Below are 17,286 nucleotides of genomic sequence, written 5' to 3'. Positions count from 1 at the left end.
TGAGGGGGCTCAGAGCCGGGCGGAGCCGCGGCCCACGGCGCGGGCGAGCTCGGCCGCCACCTGCCCGCGGGAGCGGCGGAAGCCGGCGATGTCGGGGGTCTGGATGGTGACGTTGACGACCGGCGCGGCGCCGCCGCCGGCGGCCACGCCGAGCCGGCCGTCCGGGCCGCGGCGCAGCGGCAGGATCGCCTCCGGCCCGGCCTCGCCCATCAGCCCGGTGCCGCCGCGCATCGGGAACAGCGTCGGCGCCGAGACCACGCCGCCGCGGGCGAAGGCGGTGACGCGGCCGCGGTCGAGCACCCCGCCATCGGCGAAGGGCCGCACCCGGCCGTTCTCCAGCACGCCGCCGCTGGCGAAGCCGAGCGCACCGCCGATGCCGCCGGCGACCGAGCCGACCAGCGTGGCGAGCCCCGAGGAGAGCGCGTCCTGCACCGGGCGGAAGGCGAAATCGAGGCTCTTCGAGAGCAGGTCCGAGGCCAGCCCCTTGAACACGTCGCCCAGCTTCGCGCCGCCGAAGATCGCCTTGTCGAGCGCCGAGCGCAGCGAGGTGCCGAGCGAGCGCGCGAGCCGGGCCGACTGCGCATCCATGCCGCGCATCGCCTCGGCGGCGCCGGCCAGCTCCTCGCGGAAGCCGGCGGCGAGGCCGCGCATGTCGTCGAGCGCCGCGGAGAGCCCGGCGCGGTCGAGGTCGAGGTCGAGATCCATCTGTCAGCGCTCCGTCTCGGTCGGGAGGGGGGGAAGGTCGGGATGCGCCGCCATCAGCCGGGCGAGGCCGGCCGGCCCCAGCGCGGGCGCGGCGGGGCGGGCCAGGCCGGCGCCCTCCAGCGCCCGGGCCAGCTCCACCGGGGTCATCGCCCAGAACGCCGCCGGCGCCAGCCGGAGGGCGCCGAGCCCGAGCCGCATCAGCGCATCCCAGTCGGTCGTTTCGGTCGTTTCGGTCGTTTCGGTCGTTTCGGTCGTTTCGGCCGTCCCGGTCGTTTCGGCCGGCACCGCTGAGCCCCCCGAGACGACCGGTCCGCAAGCCGGCCCCGCGGCCGGCCCCGCAGTCGGCCCTGTGGTCCGCCCCGCGGCTGGCCCAGCAGCCGGCTCAGCGGTCGGCTCGGCGGCAGGCCATCCGGTCGGCCCTGCGGCTGGTCCTGCGGTCGGCCCTGTGGTCGGACCGGCGGTCAGCTCCGCGGCCGTTCCCGCGGTCGGCCCCGCGGTCGGCCCCGCGCTTGGCCCTGCGGTCGGCCCAGTGGTCGGCCCTGTGGTCCGCCCCGCGGTCGGCCCCGCGGTTGGCCCCGCGGTTGGCCCTGTGGTCGGCCCAGTGGTCGGCTCAGTGGTCTGCCCTGCGGCTGGTCCTGCGGCCGGTCCTGCGGCCGGTCCTTCGGTCAGCCCCGCGGTCGACCCTGCGGTCAGCCCCGCGGTCGACCCTGCGGTCGGCCCTGCGATCAGTCCTGCGGGCGACCCTGCTGCCGGTCCTGTGGTCAGCCCAGGAGTCGGCCCTGCGATCGGTCCTGTGGTCGGTCCTGCGGTCGGCCCGGTGGGAAGCCCAGCAGTCGGCCTTACGATCGGCCCTGCGGCTGATCCTGTGGCCGGTCCTGTGGCCGGGCCCGCGGCCGGTTCGGGGTGCGCCTCCGGGGGTGCCTCCGGGGTTGCCGCGGCGGCCGGTTCGGGGTGCGCCTCGGGGGTCGTCTCCGGGCGCGGCTCGGGGGTCGCTCCGGGGGGCGGGGCGGGCGGCGGGCTCACGGTGCGGCGGCGGCATCGGCGCTGCCGAAGGCCGCGGCCATCAGCGCCAGCCCGGCGCGGGCGGCGGCCAGCGGCCCGCCCTCGATCTCGGCGGCGGCGAGATGCGCGGGCTCGACCGGCTCGCCGGCGCCGCGCAGCCCCGCCGCCAGCAGCGCGAGGATGTCGCGCGCCGAGACCCGGCCGCTCTCGAAGCGCTCGGCCAGCGCCACCAGCGAGGGCACCGACAGCTCGGCCTCGAGCTCGGCCAGGGTGCCGAGGGTGAGGCGCAGGCGCCGCGGGCAGCCGTCGATCACCAGCGCGATCTCGCCGCGCGCCGGGTTGATCGGCGCATGGGCCGGCGCACTGGCCGGAGCATGGGCCGGCGCACTGGCCGTGGCATGGACCGGAGCACTTGCCGGGGCCGAGGCCTGAGCATGGGCCGGCGCCGCGGCCGGCGCCCGTTCCGCGCCGGCCATCATGCCGCCTCCGCGAAGCTGAGCAGCCCGGCCGAGACCAGGCTCAGCTCGTAGGTCGCGGCGCCGTCATGCTCGCCGGCATAGTCGAGCCCGGTGAGCTGGAACGGCCCCGAGATCGTGCCGAAATCCGGGATCACCACCTGGAACTCGGGCAGGCCGGCATCGAAGAACACCCGGCGCAGCGCGGCATCGGCGGCGGCATCCTTGAAGACGCCGGAGCCGGTGAGGCTGGCCGAGCGCACCCCGGCGCCGGCGAGCAGCTCGCGCCACTGCCCGGCGCTGTCGGCGGTGGTGATGTCGACCGTCTCGGCGTTGAGCGCGATGCGGCTGGCGCGCAGCCCGGCCACGGTGACGAAGCTCCCCGAGCCGGTCTCGTCGAGCTTGATGAGCAGGTCCTTGCCTTTCTGGGCGGTCATGGGTCTCTCCCGGAGGTTGGAGGGCAACAGGATGGCGGGCGGTCAGGTGTCCTCGAGCAGCGCGCGGAAGCGCAGGCGGATGCGCCGCAGCGCGTCCTTCTCCAGCCGCTCGGCGAGGGCGCCCTGGAAGCCGAGGCAGATCAGCCGCCCGCGGGCGAGGGCCAGCTCGGCCCCGAGCAGCGCGTCGCAGATCGCCGCCGCCGCCTGCTTGGCCTCGGCGAAGCCGGCCTGCGGGGTCACCACGGAGATCGTCAGCACATGCTCGGCGCCGCGGTCGGTGGCGGTGGAGAAGTCGCGCGCCTCCTCGTCGCCGAGCACGACATAGAGCGCGTCGGCGGCGCCGGTCTCCGGCGGGGCGGCGTCCCAGATCCGCCCGCCGGCCAGCGCGGCGAGCGCCGGATCGGCGGCGAGGCGGGCATAGAGCGCCTGCTGCAGCGCCCAGGCCAGGGCATAGGTCATGAGAACGGGCCCTCCTCGACATGCAGCGTGAGGCTGGCGCCGTCGGGGCTCTCGGCGACGCCGTGGATCGCGAAGACGCGGGCGCCGAGGGTCAGCCGCTGGTCGGTGCGCGGGCGGCGGCCGGGGCCGGGCTCGCGGGCGAGATGGATGCGGTGGGTGAGCCGGGCGGTGGGCCGGTCGGCGAGCGCCGGCTCGGCGGCGCCGCGCGGCTCGATGCGGCCCCAGAGCTGGCCCTCCTGGGTCCAGGCGAGCACGTGGCCGCCGCCGCCATCGGGGCTGCGGACCGGGCTCTCCAGCGTCAGCCGGGCGCGGCGGGGGAGGGGGCGTGCCATGGCGCCGCCCTCAGAGCCGCAGCGCGCGGTGGCGCGCGATCAGCCGGTCGATCTCCGGGGCCATCGCGGCGCCGCCGGGGCGGTCGTCGTAGAGATGGGCGGCGACCAGCAGCACCGCCTGGGCGAGATCGGCCGGCACGTCGGCGGCGCCGGGGCCGAAGCCGGCGGTGAAGGCGATCTCGGCGGTGCTGCCCGGCGGGATCGGCGGCAGCGCGGCGCCGGCCCGGCTCACCACCTGGCGCAGGCGGCCGGGCGCCAGGCTGAGCCCGGACAGCGGCTGGCCGGCCAGCGTCGCGGCCCCCAGCGCCGAGACCGGGCCGACCGGCAGCACCAGGCAGCCGCCGGGGCCCCAGCGGGTCACGGTGAGGCGGAACTCGCGGGCGACCAGCGCCAGCCCGGTGCGGGCCTCGATCTCGGCGGTGGCGGCGGCGAGGTAGCGGTCGAGCAGCACCGCCTCGCCGGAGGGCTCGGCAAAGCCCGTGCCGAGGCGCAGATGCGCCTCCAGCGCCGAGTGCTCGACCGGCAGGGCGGCGGGCTCGGTGATCTCGGTCAGCTCGTACAAGGGAACCTCCTTTGCGGAACCACGGGGGTGCCGGGGGTGCCGGGGGATGCCCGCGGCCGGAGCGGCGCCGGCCGCGGGCGGCGGATCAGGAGGCGCCGAACTTCAGCAGCTTGATCGCGGCGAAATCGGTGACGTCGCCGCCGACCCGCTTGGTCGCGAAGAAGGTGACGTTGGGCCGGTTGGTGAACGGATCGCGCAGGATCCGGATGTCCGGCCGCTCGGCGATGGTGTAGCCGTGCGAGAAGTCGCCGAAGGCGATCGAGAAGCTGTCCGGGCCGATCTCCGGCATCGCCTCGACCACCTGCACCGGGTAGCCCAGCAGCCGCGCCGGCTGCTCGCCGGCCAGCCCCTCGACCCAGAGGAAGCGGCCGTGGCTGTCCTTGATCTTGCGCAGCTCGCCGGCGGTCTTGGAGTTCATCACGAAGACCGCGCGGGCGCGGTATTCGGCGCCGAGGGCATAGACCAGGTCGACCAGCGCGTCGCCCGGGGTCTGGGCGTCGAAATCGCCCGAGGTGCCGGTGGTGACATAGCCGAGGCTGTCCCAGGCCCAGGCGGCGTCGGCGACCTTGGTCTTGGTCAGGAAGCCGACCGGCTTGTTGACCCCGTCGCCGGTGACGAAGGCGCTCGACTCGGCGCGCAGGAACTTGTCGGCGATGCGCTCGGCGAGCCAGGCCTCCATGTCGAAGGCGGTGTCGTCGAGGATGCGCTGGCTGGCCATCGGCGCGGCCGAGAGCTCGTGCAGCGGGATCGAGATGCGGTCCACCGTCGGCGTCGGGCCGGTCACCGAGCCGTCCGCCTCGGTGGTCCAGTCGGCGCCGATATCGCCGTAGTCGACCAGCACGTCATAGGCGGTGGCCTCGACCTGCACGACATTGGCGACGGCGCGGATCGAGGCGCCGCTCTCGAGCACGGTGCCGACCAGCGCCGAGGTCTGCGGGTCGATCAGGAATCCGCCCTCGGCGTTCATCGCGGTGTTGTAGCCCTTGCCCTCGAGGCCGAGCGCCTTCAGCGCCTGGTCGTCGCCCTGCCGGACATAGGCGGCGAAGGCCTTGCGGTGCGGCGGCTGCTCGGCCTGGGCGCCGGCCAGCGCCGGGCGGCGCACCCCGGCCTGCTTGCGGTCGAGCCGCTCGAGCCGGGTGCCCATCTCGGAGATCCGGCGCGAGACGTCGTCCTTGAACTCGCCGAAGGTCCGGATGAAGGCGGTCGCCGCCGATTTCGCCTCGGCGCTCACGGGGGTGGTCTGATCGGTCATGGAGCTTTGTCCTTCTGGGGTCGGTTGCAGCTGCGGGCGCGGGGCCCGGGTCAGACGGCGGCGAGCGCCGCGGCCAGCGCCTGCTCGAAGCTGGCGGGGCCGCTATCCTCGGCCCCGAGCGACGCGCGGGCGGTGGGCAGGAGCGGGAAGGTCACGAGCGACACCTCCCAGAGGTCGATCTCGATCAGCCGCCGGCCGCCGGTCTCCGGCGAGGGCGCGGCGCGGATGGTGCGGTAGCCGATCGAGAGGCCGTCGATCGCGCCGGCCTTCAGCAGCGCGATGGCGTCCGCGCCGCGGGTCACGTTGGCGAGGATCTCGCCCTCGACATGCAGCCCGCGGGCATCCTCGGCGAGCCGGGTCCAGACGCCGATCGGCATCGCCGGGTCGTGCTGCCAGAGGAACTTGACGCGCCGGCCGGCGGCCTCGGTGCGCGCCAGCGAGGCGCCGAAGGCGCCGGGGGCGACGATGTCGCCGCCCTGGTCGGCCTCCTCGAACAGGCTGGCATAGCCGGCGATGCGGCCCGCGGCGAGGCTCTCGGCGAGCTCCCCGGCGATCGCGGGAAGGGCGACGAACTTGGTCTCGAGCCCGCCGGCGGGGCGGGTCGCGGTGAGTGCGGTCATCGGTGTCTCCGGAGCTTGGGGCGGGGCTCAGCCGGCCGGGCGGGGGCCGAGGCCGAGGGCGGCGCGCTTCTCCTCCTCGGTGAGGAAATCGGCCTCGGTGACGCGCTTCCAGCGGGCGTCGCGCTCGGCGCCGAGGGCCGGCACCCGGTCGAGATCGGGCTCCAGCGCCAGCGCCCGGCCGCAGCCCTCGCCGAGCCAGCAGGCCAGCGCCGCGCCGACCTTGGCGACCAGCGGCAGCACGGTCTGGCGGAAGAAGGCGCGGTTCGCCTCCTGGAAGTTGGAATAGGTGTTGTCGCCCGGGATCCCGAGCAGCATCGGCGGCACGCCGAAGGCCAGCGCGATCTCCCGCGCCGCGGCGTCCTTGGTCTTGAGGAACTCCATGTCGGCCGGCGAGAAGCCCATCGGGCGCCAGTCGAGCCCGCCCTCGAGCAGCATCGGCCGGCCGGCATTGCGCGCGCCCTGGTGGTTGTCCTCGATCTCCTCGCGCAGCCGCCGGTACTGCTCCTCCGACATCGTGCTGCCGTCGCTGGCGCCGAACACGATGGCGCCCGAGGGCCGGGCGGCGTTGTCGAGCAGCGCCTTCGACCAGCGCGCCGCGGCGTTGTGCACGTCGAGCGCCCCGGCGGCGGCGGCCAGCGGGCTCATGCCGTAATGGTCGTCGAGCGGGTGGAACGCCTTCAGGTGCAGCACCGGGCGGTGCTCCGGCGTCACCTTCCAGCGCTGCACCGCCTGGCCGACGCGGTATTCGAAGCCCTGCGGCCAGCCGTCCGGGCCGGGGATCACCCGCATCCGGTCGGGGCGCAGGGCATGCAGCTCCGCCGGCAGGCCGAGGCTGTCCGGGCAGGCGGCCTCGAGATAGGCGTTGCCGGCGAGCTGCAGATGGCCGTAGAGCGCCTCCATCAGCGAGCGCCCGTCCTGCCCGGGATTGGGCTGGGCGAGCAGCCGCAGCGCCGGGTGCTCCTGCATCCGCTGGCCGTCCTCGGTGAGCAGCAGCGGGATCGCCGCGGCGGCCTCGGCCACCATGCGCACGGCCCGGAAGCCGATCACGTTGCCCTCATAGCCGGTGCGGATCAGCGAGACCTCGTCCCGCGGGCTCCAGACCGGCTTGCCCGGCCCGTGGAAGGCCAGCACCGGGCCGGCGGCCGAGCCCTTCCTCTCGCGGGGGGCATCGGTGCGCGCCCCGCGCAACAATCTGAGTGGCATGTCTGTCTCCGGATTGCGTGATGGCGAGCCGCGGCGCGGCTCAGAGCGTGCGGACCCGCAGCCGGGCGCGCTGCCCGAGGGCGAGATCGGTCACCGCCCAGACCAGCGCATCCAGCCGGTCCGGGCTCTTGATGCCGTCGCCGCCGGCGGCGGTGAAGCGGCACATCTGGTCCTCGAGCGCGGCGAAGGCGCCGACATGGTGCACCCGGCCCTGCTCGTAGAGCGCGGCCACCGGCTCGGCGCGCAGCCGCTTCGAGCGCGTCGCCCGCACGGCGCGGAAGGGGATGTCGGGGTCGATCTGGCGCAGCAGGCTCTCCACCAGGTCGCCGCCCTGGTTCACCTCCGCGACGATGCGGTCCGCTTCGCTTTCTTCGAGAGCGTCCACAGCCCGGCGCGCCCAATCATGAGGGCTTTTGCCTTGAACTGATCGATCATCCAGGACGTAAACTGTCGGAACATCGTCTTCTCCTTCTTGTCTGATCCCCGCCACCACGATGCCGCATTCGTCGGAGCGGCCATGGGCGGTGACGGGCGGGTCCACCGCCACCACCACGCGGTCGAGCGGCGGCGCCGCGGCAACCCGCAGCCCGTCGAGCATCGGGCGCGACCAGAGCGCGCCCTCATGCGCCTCGAGGAGTTCCCCCGAGATCTCCTGCCGGCCGAGCGCCGTGCCGCCATAGCGGGCCTCGAGGCGCTCGGCGAAACCGGGCGCGAGCCAGGCCGCATTGGCCGCGGTCGCGCCGTGGGTCGCGGCGGTGTCGGGGCTGGCGAGGATCTCGCGCAGCACCGGGTTGTCGCGCGGCGTCGTCGTCACGATCTGGCGCGGCGGGCGGCCGCCGGCATCGGGCAGCCGCAGGCAGAACTGCAGCATGTCCCAGGCCTCGCGGCAGCGGCGCCACTTCGCCAGCTCGTCCGACCAGGCGGCGTCGAACTGCGGGCCGCGCAGCGCCTCGGGGCTGGAGGCCGAGGCCAGCGCCGCCTCCGCCCCGTTGGGCCAGACCAGCCGGTTGCGGCTGGCCTGGAACGCCGGGCGCCGGTCCGGCGGGGCGCAGGCCAGCAGGCCGCTCTCGCCCTCCACCATCACCGCGCGGACCTGGTCGAGGGTCTCGCCGACCAGCGCCACGCGGCGGCAGCGGCCCGGGTCCAGCGGCCCGGCGCCCTCGACCTGGGCGCGCACCCATTCGGCGCCGGCGCGCGTCTTGCCGGCGCCGCGCCCGCCGAGGATCGCCCAGACCCGCCAGTCGCCCTCCGGCGCGCACTGGTGCTGCGGATTGGCCCAGAGCTCCCAGAGCCAGGGCATCGCTGCCAGCGCGTTGGGCGAGAGCCCGTAGAGGAAGGCCCGGCGGGTCTCCTCAGGCTGCGAGGCGAGCCAGGCGACGGTCGATTTCCGCACGGGCGTCCTCCAGATCCAGCATCTGCCTGGCATGGCCGTCGGCGGTGAGGCCGATCTTGCCGGAGATGTCGATCACCTTCATCAGCGCCTGCTGGTTGAGGGTGATCAGCTTGCGCACCGCCTCGATGCGGGTCTCGTCGGTCTCGTCGACCTCGGCGGCGAACAGCCGGTCGATCTCGAGTTCCAGGAATGCGGCGACATCGGCGAAGAGCTGCTGTGCGGCGCCGAGGGTTTCCTCGAGCGTCCGGCCACAGGCATCACCCCGCCGACCGACCAGCGTGTCGATCGTCGTTCTCACGAGCTTGCCCTTTTCGGTTGCGCACCAGAAACGGCGCGCCCCCCGGCGCGCCCTCCGCCCGATGCGGATGGTGGTGCTGTGCGAAGAGATCCGGCGGCCCATCTGCGGAGCCACTTCTCGGATCATGGAGCAAGGGATACCCCGCAGCGTCCCGGAAGTCAAGCTGTTTTCGGTAAATTATCTATTAATTTCAATGGTTTGTGTTAATGGATGGTTAACCGCGGTGGTGGCGCTCGGCTGCACGACGCCCTTCGGGCGTCGCTCCGCTGCCGCGCGATGGCCCGCCACCACCCCCGCCGCCGCCGGGGCGCTGCGCGCCCGCGGCGCCGGGGGCGGACGGGGCGCAGCGGAATGCCGGGGGTGCGAAGGACGCACGAGCGCGGGCCGCGGCCGCTTCGCGGGATCGGGTGTGCAGGGTGTCGCTGGTCGGGAGGGGCGGCCGCGGCGCGGCGGGTCGGGGAGGGCGGGGCGGGCGTCGGTGCGCCCCCTCCGGATCACTCGGCCTGCTGCTGCTCGCGCGCGCGCTCCGCCTCGATGCGCCGCCACTTGCGGACATTGGCGTTGTGCTCCGACAGCGTCTCGGAGAAGGCATGCCCGCCGGTGCCGTCGGCGACGAAGTAGAAATAGGGCGTGTCGGCCGGGTTCAGCGTCGCCTCGATCGCGGCGCGGCCGGGATTGGCGATCGGCGTCGGCGGCAGGCCGGGGATGCGGTAGGTGTTGTAGGGCGTCTCGGCGATCAGCTCGGAGCGGCGCAGGCCCCGGCCGAGCGGCCCCTGGCCGCCGGTGATGCCGTAGATCACGGTCGGGTCGGTCTCGAGCCGCATGCCCTTGCGCAGCCGGTTGACAAAGACGCTGGCGACCTGCGCGCGCTCGGCGCCGACGCCGGTCTCCTTCTCGACGATGGAGGCGAGGATCAGCGCCTCCTCCGGGCTGTCGAGCGGCAGGCCCTCGGCGCGCGCCGCCCAGGCCGCGGCGAGGATCTCCGCCTGCGCCGCCGACATGCGCCGGATCAGCTCGGCCCGGGCCATGCCGCGGGAGACGAAATAGGTGTCCGGCGCGAGGCTGCCCTCGGGCGGCACCGCGGCGAGCTCGCCGGTCAGGACATCGACGCCCTTCAGCAGCTCCACCACCTCCCAGGAGGTCAGCCCCTCGGGCACCGTGACGGCGTGCTGGATCGCCCGGCCGGAGGTGATCAGCGCCAGCATCTCGGCCATCGAGGCGCCCGGCGGCAGCTCGTATTCCCCGGCCTTCAGCGCCCGGGTCTGGCGCCGCGCGCGGGTGCCGACCTTGAAGAGCTGCTGCCCCGCCAGCAGGCCCCAGACGGTGCGCTCGGGCAGGGCGCCGGCGGCATCGAGCGCCGCCGCCGCCTCGTCGAGCGTCGCGCCGCGCTCGATCGCCACCACCACCGGCGCGGCGAGCGGCCCGGGGGCCTCGAAATCCGACTGTCCGCGGTCCACCGCGAGCGCGACCCCGATCAGCGCGACGATCAGCAGCGTGAGGAAATTTGCCGCGATGTGGCGCATGGGGGCGCTCCCGTGCCGCTCAGACCGCGCCGAAGATCACGCTGGCATTGGTCCCGCCGAAGCCGAAGCTGTTGGAGAGCGCCACCTTGATCTCGCGCTCGACCTTGGTGTGCGGGGCGAGGTCGATCTCGGTCTGCACGGAGGGGTCGTCGAGATTGAGCGTCGGCGGCGCCACCTGGTCGCGAATCGCGAGGATCGAGAAGATCGCCTCGATCGCCCCGGCCGCGCCGAGCAGGTGCCCGGTGGCGGATTTCGTCGAGCTCATGGTGACCTTGCCGACCTGGTTGCCGAGCAGCCTGGTCACCGCCGAGAGCTCGATCTCGTCGCCGAGCGGGGTCGAGGTGCCGTGCGCGTTCACGTAGTCGAGCGCGCTGGCCTCGAGCCCGGCATTGCGCAGCGCCGCCTGCATCGAGCGGAAGCCGCCATCGCCGTCCGGCGAGGGCGAGGTGATGTGATAGGCATCGCCCGAGAGCCCGTAGCCCAGCACCTCGGCATAGATCTTGGCGCCGCGGGCCATGGCATGCTCGTATTCCTCGAGCACCAGCACCCCGGCGCCCTCGCCCATCACGAAACCGTCGCGGGATTTGTCATAGGGCCGGCTGGCGCGCTCGGGCTCGTCGTTGAAGCCGGTGGAGAGCGCCTTGCAGGCGCAGAAGCCGGCCACCGAGATCTCGCAGACCGGGCTTTCGGCGCCGCCGGCCAGCATCACGTCGGCATCGCCGAGGGCGATCAGCCGCGCCGCGTCGCCGACCGCATGGGCGCCGGTGGAGCAGGCCGTGACCACCGCGTGATTCGGCCCCTTGAAACCATAGCGGATCGAGACCTGGCCCGAGCAGAGATTGATCAGCGCGCCGGGAATGAAGAACGGCGAGACGCGCCGCGGCCCGCGCTCCTTCAGGGTGATCGCGGTCTCGGCGATCAGCTCGATGCCGCCGATGCCGGAGCCGATCAGCACGCCGGTGCGCGCCTGCGCCTCCGGGTCCTCGGGGCGCCAGCCGGCATCCGCCACCGCCTGTTCGGCGGCGCAGAGGGCATAGGTGATGAAGCGGTCGATCTTGCGCCGGTCCTTCGCCGAGACCCAGTCGTCGGCGTTGAAGGTGCCGTCGCTGCCGTCGCCGAGCGGGATCTCGCAGGCGATCTGCGCCGGCAGGTGGCTGGCGTCGAAATGGCGGATGCGCCCGGCCCCGGAGCGGCCTTCGAGCAGCCGCGACCAGGTTTCCTCGACCCCGCAGGCCAGCGGCGAGAGCAGGCCCAGTCCGGTCACCACCACACGTCGCATCGCATCCTCCTCAAGCCGGCGGGCCGCACCTGCGATCCGCCCAGTCGGGGCGCCGGGCCGGCGGGATGCCGGCTCGATGCCGCCTCGTCAGTGGCGTCTGAAACGCCGACGCGGCCCCCGGCGCCCCGGCGGCCGCGCCAGAGCGGTCGGGCCGCGCGGGATCAGGCCTCGGATTTTTCCGAGATGAACTTCACCGCATCGCCGAAGGTCTGGATGCTCTCGGCGGCGTCGTCCGGGATCTCGATGCCGAACTCCTCCTCGAAGGCCATAACCAGCTCGACTGTGTCGAGGCTGTCGGCCCCGAGATCGTCGATGAAGCTCGCGTTCTCGGTGATCTTGTCCGCTTCGACGTCGAGATGCTCGACCACGATCTTCTTGATGCGCTCGGCGATGTCGCTCATGTGCTCTCCTCGGTTCTTGCCGGCCCGCTGGGGCTGCTCTTGGGTCTCGTCCGGGCCTGGGGATGGCCCCGCCCGCCTCCGCGACGGGAATGGCGTGGCGGGCCGGAGGGCCGGCGCCAAGTCGCGGTTCCCTTAGCAACAGAAATCGGGGGGTGCAATCCGTCTTTCCGCCCTTTGCGGCAGGCAATCCTGCCGTTGCGGCGCAGCATCCCGGCCCCGGAGGGTTTCGGCGGCACTGCGCGGGGCGGGCAAATTCCCGCTCCCGGCAGGCGGCGGGGCGTTGCGCGGTGTGACGGAAACGTGACGTCGGGTGCCGCCGCCGCGGCCCGGCGGTTCGCGGATGCTACCGATCCTGCCGCCCGGGATCTCCGCCCCTGCCGCGCATCGCGGCCGGTCTGGCCGCGCCCCGGGGCGCCCGCCGAGGCTGGCGGAGCCCGGTTCCCGGCGCCGCGTGCTGCAGTTCGGCGCGGTGGTGACGGGCGCGGTGCCGCCCGCCGGCCTGCCGCTGCCGCCCGGCGGGCGCGGCGCCGGGGCAGGCGGGGGCAGGAGGCTCGTTTCAGGATCTGCTGCACGGCATCGAATGGCGTCAGTTTCCAGAATGGATCAGATTTCGCGAAGGATGGTGAGCTGCCTTGCCTCGGTGCGCCGCTGCCGGCGCTCGGCCCCGCCCGGCCGCTCGCCTCGGCCGCCGTGGCGGTTCACACCGGCGAGGCGGGTATCGACGCTGCCGCCGCGGGGATCGCCTTCACGACCTGAGACACCGAGACTGGCGCGGCCGGCAGCATCGCCCTCGGCAGCGGCGTGGTTCGGACGGTCGCCAGCGGTAACCGACTGTTTTTGCATTATAAATCAGCGTTCTGGGGTGCGAGCACACCCTTGACGGCAGCATTGCGGCGACCCCAATCACCCGGACCTTCCGGGTGCAGGCCCGCGCCGCCGGCTCGCTGCGGGACAACGCCGGTCCCGCCGGGCGCGCCGCCACCGCTTCGGCACGCTGCGGGTGCTGCGCCAAGGTGCGAACGGCGCGCTGCCGAAGGGCGTCCCCGGCTTCGGCACGACGACCCCGGCGCGCGGCTCCGCCCTCGCCACCTGCCGCGCGACCGGCGATGACGGCCCTGCCATCGACGATCTCGCCCTCGGCGCGGACTCGGCCGGCCTGCCGCCGCCGCGCGCCGGGCTCGGGGCGCCGGGGCTGGCGGCACGCAGCGCCCAATCCTTGATTTGTCAGGCAGCGTGCGGTGAAATGGTTTCCGGAACGCATTAGTTTTCTGGAGGGATCATGTCGCGATTCATTCCTGCCGCCGCCGCCCTGGCGGTTGGCCTCGGCGCCGGCCCGGCCGGCGCCACGGTCACCTATTTCAACGACGAGGCGGCCTTCGACGCCGCCACCGCCGGGATCGGCTTCATTCGCGATCCCTTCGACACCGACATCGCCGAGGCCGACAGCATCACGCTGGACAGCGGCGTGGTGTCGGAGAACACGGGCACCTTCCGGCTCTCGGGCTACAATCAGGTCGCCTCCGGCAGATACCGGAACTACGTTCATGGCGGCGCCGCCGGCGGTGGCACGATCGCGATCACCTGGACCTTTCCGGCACCGGTCACCGCGCTGGGCCTGCAATATGTCGACGTGAACGAGGACGAGCTGGCGGTTACCGTCGACGGCACGATGCGGGCGCTGCGCGAGAGCGCCGATGGCGACCCGCGGGACGGTTTCTTCGGCTTCACCACGACGGTTCCGGTGAGCAGCATCGTCTTCACGCATGAGATCGTGTACTTTACGGATTACTTTGAGTTCGACGACCTGGCCTTCGGCGCGGCCTCGGCGGAGGTGCCTCTGCCGGCCGGCCTGCCGCTGCTGCTCGCCGGGCTCGGCGCGCTGGGGCTGGCGGCGCGGCGCGCCTGATCCGGGGTTTGTCGAGCGGCATGAGGTGAGATAGGTTTCCGGAACGCATTTGTTTTCCGGAGGGATCATGTCGCGATTCATTCCCGCTGCCGCCGCCCTGGCGGTTGGCCTCGCCGCCGGCCCGGCCGGCGCCACGGTCACCTATTTCAACGACGAGGCGGCCTTCGACGCCGCCACCGCCGGGATCGGCTTCGTGCTCGATCCCTTCGACAACGGCATCGCCGCGGCGGACAGCATCACGCTGGACAGCGGCGTGGTGTCGGAGAACATGGGCGGCTCCCGCGGGTCGTTCGACAATACGGTCACGGGCGGCATCTACCTGAACGCCGTCGACGGGAACGGCACCAACGCATCGCTCTCGGTGGTCTGGACCTTCCCGATCCCGGTGACCGCGGTCGGCCTGCAATATCTCGGCCTGTTCGCGGACGAGGTGTCGGTCACCGTCGACGGCTCGCTGCGGGCGCTGCGCGAGAGCGCGGACGGCGATCCGGAGGACGGGTTCTTCGGCTTCACCACGACGACCCCGGTGACCAGCATCACCTTCACGACCCAGCATCCGGCCCTGTACGATACATATGGCTTCGACGACCTGGCCTTCGGCGCGGCCTCGGCGGAGGTGCCGCTGCCGGCCGGCCTGCCGCTGCTGCTCGCCGGGCTCGGCGCGCTGGGGCTGGCGGCGCGGCGGCGCGTCACATCCTGACCGAGAGGCCCCCGTCCACCACCAGCACCGCGCCGGTCACGTAGCTCGCGGCGGGCGAGGCGAGGAACACCGCGGCGCCGGCGATCTCCTCCGGCGCGCCCCAGCGGCCGAGCGGCGAGCGCGCCTTCAGCATCCCGGTCACGCCGTCATCGGCCACCCAGGCCGCGTTGGCCTCGGTCGCCATGAAGCCCGGCGCGATGGCGTTGACGCGGATGCCGTGGCGGCCGAGCTCCACCGCATGCGAGCGGGTCAGCGCGTCGAGCGCCCCCTTGGCCAGCGTGTAGCCGGGATCGCCGTCGCCGGCGCGCGGCCCGGCGATCGAGGTGACGTTGATCACCGCGCCGCCGCCGGCCGCCTGCATCCCCGGCAGCGCGAGGCGGGTCAGCGCATAGGCCGCCAGCGCGTTGACCTCGACGAGGTGGCGCACCGCGGCGGGCTCCAGCGCCGCGGTCGGCCGGCGGTCGCGCAGCGTGGCGTTGTTCACCAGGATGTCCGGCCCGGGATCCTCCGATCCGGGCGCATGGGCGGCGAACCAGGCCGCCGCCGCGGTCTCGTCGGTGACATCGAAGGCGGCCGCTGCGGCCCGCCGCCCCTCGGCCCGGAGCGCCGCCGCCGCGGCCTCGAGCGGCGCCGCGGCGCGCCCGTTCAGCCAGACCGCCGCGCCGGCCTCGGCCAGCGCCCGCGCGATCGCGAGGCCGAGCCCGCGCCCGGCCCCGGTGACCAGCGCGCGCCGCCCGGCCAGCGAGAACCGCGCGGCATGGGGGTCACGCATCGCCATGGCCCCCTCCCGGCCTCAGATCATCGCCATGCCGCCGTTGACATGGATCGTCTGCCCGGTGACGTAGCCGGCCTCCGGGCTCGCCAGATAGACCGCGGCGCCGGCGATCTCCCCGGCGCTGCCCATGCGCCCGAGCGGGATCACCCCGAGGATGCGCTCCTTCTGCCCGTCCGAGAGCTTGTCGGTCATCGCCGTCTCGATGAAGCCCGGCGCGATGCAGTTGACCGTGACGCCGCGGCTCGCGACCTCGCCGGCCAGGGATTTCGACATCGCGGTCAGCCCGCCCTTGGCGGCGCAGTAGTTCGCCTGGCCGGGGTTGCCGGTATGGCCGACCACCGAGGTGATCTGGATGATCCGCCCCCAGCGCGCCTTCATCATCGGGCGCAGCACCGCCTTCGAGAGCCGGAAGGCGGCGGTGAGGTTGACCGCGATCACGCTGTCCCAGTCGGCCTCGCCCATGCGCATGGTCAGCCCGTCGCGGGTCAGCCCGGCATTGTTGACGAGGATGTCGAGCCCGCCCATGGCCTCCGCCGCCTGGCCGGGCAGGGCGTCCAGCGCCGCGCCGTCCGAGAGGTTGCAGGGGGTGACATGGGCGCGCTCGCCGAGCTCGGCGGCCAGCGCCTCGAGCGGCTCGGTGCGGGTGCCGGAGAGCGCCACCGCCGCGCCCCGGGCATGCAGCGCGCGGGCGATCGCCCCGCCGATGCCGCCGGATGCGCCGGTGACCAGCGCGCATTTGCCTGTGAGATCGAACATCTGAGCCTCCCTTCGGCCATCCGGGCCGTATCGGCAAGGCTCATGCCATGCGGCCCCCCGGGGCGCAAGGATCGGCCCCCGATCCCCGGCCCGGCCGCGCCGCCGGGCCGGCGCCATCGCCGAGCCGGTCCCGCCGGGCGGCAGCCGGCCGGCGGCGGGCAGCGGCAAGGGTCCCAGCCCCGGTCCGCGCGAAGCGGGCAGCGACGTCGCCCCCGTCGCCGCCATCGGCCAGCGCGCCGTCCAGGCTACCGCGGCCGGTGGCGCCCGCACCCGGATCGCCACTGTCGAACGCGAAGGCACCCGGGATGCCGGGGCCGATCCCGCCGGGGCAGTCATGGGGGATATGGGCGCGGCAGTTTCCCGGCGCGAAACCGTCCGGCGCCAGAGGGGGAAGGCTGCCGAAGGTGCCCCGGGGGCCATCGGGCAAGACCGGGTCGAGCCGCGCCCGTGCCGCCGGACCGGCCTCGCCGGGACCGAAGCCGAAGGGCCGCAGCCTTCCAAGACATCGCGGCGGAAGCCGCGCTCGAAGCGGACGGTGCCGAGACCCCCGCCGACGACCACGCCCCGGGCGCCGCCGGGCTTGAGGCCCTCGGCCAGCAGCGTGGCGGCCGGGGCCGGCTGCGCCGCCGCCAGCCCGGCGCGGCAGAGGGATCCCGGCACGGGGTTCGCCCACCGACGGTTTCCGTCAGGGAGCGAACCCGGACCTGTCCGCACGTCATCCATGCCGCCTGCGCGCCCGGCGCTCCGAGGGCGCGCCCGCCCGCCCACCCCGCGCCCTCGAACCACCGGGCGCGCAGGCGGCGCGGGGCTCAGCCCTGCCGCTGCGCCGCGGGGGTGATGATGCCGAGGATCGCGCCGGTGGGGTCGGCCACGGTGGCCATGCGCCCGACCTCCGGGACCTCGAAGACCGGCTGCAGCACCTGCCCGCCGCCGGCGGCCACCGCCTCGGCCGCGGCATCGACGTCGTCCACCGCGAAATAGGGCAGCCAGCGGTCGCCCATATCCCCGGCGCCCTCGATGCCGGCGGTGGACATCAGGCCGCCGATCATCTCGTCGCCGCGTTTCAGCAGGCGATAGGGCTCGGCCATCCCCATGTCGACCTCCTCGTAGTCCCAGCCGAGGACCTGGGTGTAGAACGCCGTTGCCGATGCGGTGTCCCGCGTCATCAGCTCGAGCCAGTGGATGTCGCCGTGCGCGCGTCCGAACTGCATGGGGTGTCCTCCCGGTG

20 protein-coding genes are annotated in these 17,286 nt (G+C 74.1%); 2 read left to right on the top strand and 18 right to left on the bottom strand.

The features are described 5' to 3' along the window. Positions 1-9: 9 nt before the first annotated feature. The 15 genes from QSJ97_RS02190 to QSJ97_RS02120 all read right to left on the bottom strand — a co-directional run bounded on the left by QSJ97_RS02190 (position 10) and on the right by QSJ97_RS02120 (position 11,921). A complete protein-coding gene (locus QSJ97_RS02190) occupies positions 10-705 on the bottom strand; it encodes a phage tail tape measure protein (RefSeq protein ID WP_285669890.1) in 696 nt (231 codons plus the stop codon). A 3-nt stretch (positions 706-708) separates the two neighbouring features. Beyond that, positions 709-990, bottom strand: coding sequence for a phage tail assembly chaperone (locus QSJ97_RS02185; RefSeq protein WP_285669888.1), 282 nt, complete (start codon positions 988-990; stop codon positions 709-711). Positions 991-1,724: 734 nt separating this feature from the next. Further along, positions 1,725-2,186: a gene transfer agent family protein gene (locus QSJ97_RS02180; RefSeq protein WP_352231045.1), complete on the bottom strand. Its 462-nt coding sequence runs from the start codon at positions 2,184-2,186 to the stop codon at positions 1,725-1,727. Continuing rightward, complete coding sequence (locus QSJ97_RS02175) at positions 2,183-2,599, bottom strand: phage major tail protein, TP901-1 family (protein WP_285669886.1); 417 nt, start codon at positions 2,597-2,599, stop codon at positions 2,183-2,185. Before QSJ97_RS02175 ends, QSJ97_RS02180 begins: the two co-directional genes overlap by 4 nt. Positions 2,600-2,641: 42 nt before the next feature. Further along, entirely contained in the window at positions 2,642-3,058 is a 417-nt protein-coding gene (locus QSJ97_RS02170) for a DUF3168 domain-containing protein (RefSeq protein WP_285669884.1), read from the bottom strand. Next, the gene (locus QSJ97_RS02165; RefSeq protein WP_285669883.1) at positions 3,055-3,390 is read right to left on the bottom strand and encodes a head-tail adaptor protein; all 336 of its coding nucleotides are present in this window, start codon (positions 3,388-3,390) and stop codon (positions 3,055-3,057) included. The genes QSJ97_RS02170 and QSJ97_RS02165 overlap by 4 nt, the downstream gene beginning before the upstream one ends. Before the next feature lie 10 nt (positions 3,391-3,400). Further along, entirely contained in the window at positions 3,401-3,952 is a 552-nt protein-coding gene (locus QSJ97_RS02160; RefSeq protein WP_285669880.1) for a head-tail connector protein, read from the bottom strand. 85 nt (positions 3,953-4,037) lie between these two features. Beyond that, positions 4,038-5,204: a phage major capsid protein gene (locus tag QSJ97_RS02155; RefSeq protein WP_285669877.1), complete on the bottom strand. Its 1,167-nt coding sequence runs from the start codon at positions 5,202-5,204 to the stop codon at positions 4,038-4,040. Between the two features lie 50 nt (positions 5,205-5,254). Beyond that, positions 5,255-5,824, bottom strand: a complete 570-nt coding sequence (locus tag QSJ97_RS02150) for an HK97 family phage prohead protease (protein ID WP_285669875.1) — start codon at positions 5,822-5,824, stop codon at positions 5,255-5,257. A gap of 27 nt (positions 5,825-5,851) precedes the next feature. Continuing rightward, the gene (locus tag QSJ97_RS02145; protein ID WP_285669873.1) at positions 5,852-7,027 is read right to left on the bottom strand and encodes a phage portal protein; all 1,176 of its coding nucleotides are present in this window, start codon (positions 7,025-7,027) and stop codon (positions 5,852-5,854) included. A 40-nt stretch (positions 7,028-7,067) separates the two neighbouring features. Next, a complete protein-coding gene (locus QSJ97_RS02140) occupies positions 7,068-8,453 on the bottom strand; it encodes a DNA-packaging protein (RefSeq protein ID WP_434220875.1) in 1,386 nt (461 codons plus the stop codon). After that, positions 8,380-8,844 (bottom strand): hypothetical protein, encoded by a 465-nt coding sequence (locus QSJ97_RS02135; protein WP_285669869.1) that lies wholly within the window; start codon positions 8,842-8,844, stop codon positions 8,380-8,382. The genes QSJ97_RS02140 and QSJ97_RS02135 overlap by 74 nt, the downstream gene beginning before the upstream one ends. Positions 8,845-9,212: 368 nt before the next feature. Continuing rightward, the gene (gene mltG, locus QSJ97_RS02130; RefSeq protein WP_285669868.1) at positions 9,213-10,241 is read right to left on the bottom strand and encodes an endolytic transglycosylase MltG; all 1,029 of its coding nucleotides are present in this window, start codon (positions 10,239-10,241) and stop codon (positions 9,213-9,215) included. A gap of 19 nt (positions 10,242-10,260) precedes the next feature. Further along, a complete protein-coding gene (gene fabF, locus QSJ97_RS02125; RefSeq protein ID WP_285669867.1) occupies positions 10,261-11,520 on the bottom strand; it encodes a beta-ketoacyl-ACP synthase II in 1,260 nt (419 codons plus the stop codon). A gap of 161 nt (positions 11,521-11,681) precedes the next feature. Continuing rightward, positions 11,682-11,921: an acyl carrier protein gene (locus QSJ97_RS02120; protein WP_285669866.1), complete on the bottom strand. Its 240-nt coding sequence runs from the start codon at positions 11,919-11,921 to the stop codon at positions 11,682-11,684. 1,279 nt (positions 11,922-13,200) lie between these two features. Here QSJ97_RS02120 and QSJ97_RS02115 point away from each other — a divergent pair. Beyond that, positions 13,201-13,827, top strand: a complete 627-nt coding sequence (locus QSJ97_RS02115; RefSeq protein WP_285669864.1) for a VPLPA-CTERM sorting domain-containing protein — start codon at positions 13,201-13,203, stop codon at positions 13,825-13,827. Between the two features lie 67 nt (positions 13,828-13,894). After that, positions 13,895-14,527, top strand: a complete 633-nt coding sequence (locus tag QSJ97_RS02110; RefSeq protein ID WP_285669861.1) for a VPLPA-CTERM sorting domain-containing protein — start codon at positions 13,895-13,897, stop codon at positions 14,525-14,527. Here the strand turns inward: QSJ97_RS02110 and QSJ97_RS02105 are convergent. The 3 genes from QSJ97_RS02105 to QSJ97_RS02095 form a co-directional block, all read right to left on the bottom strand. Then, positions 14,517-15,305, bottom strand: a complete 789-nt coding sequence (locus QSJ97_RS02105; RefSeq protein ID WP_285669860.1) for an SDR family oxidoreductase — start codon at positions 15,303-15,305, stop codon at positions 14,517-14,519. The genes QSJ97_RS02110 and QSJ97_RS02105 overlap by 11 nt on opposite strands. A gap of 15 nt (positions 15,306-15,320) precedes the next feature. Further along, positions 15,321-16,058, bottom strand: a complete 738-nt coding sequence (fabG, locus tag QSJ97_RS02100) for a 3-oxoacyl-[acyl-carrier-protein] reductase (RefSeq protein ID WP_285669859.1) — start codon at positions 16,056-16,058, stop codon at positions 15,321-15,323. 809 nt (positions 16,059-16,867) lie between these two features. Further along, positions 16,868-17,269 carry a VOC family protein gene (locus tag QSJ97_RS02095; RefSeq protein WP_285669858.1) on the bottom strand — a complete coding sequence of 134 codons (402 nt, stop codon included), beginning with the start codon at positions 17,267-17,269 and terminating at the stop codon, positions 16,868-16,870. Positions 17,270-17,286: the final 17 nt, after the last annotated feature.

Source organism: Paralimibaculum aggregatum (assembly GCF_030270585.1).
Classification (GTDB): domain Bacteria; phylum Pseudomonadota; class Alphaproteobacteria; order Rhodobacterales; family Rhodobacteraceae; genus Thermohalobaculum; species Thermohalobaculum aggregatum.
Note: the sequence above shows the minus strand (reverse complement) of the source record. Positions and strands in the feature narration are given on the sequence as shown.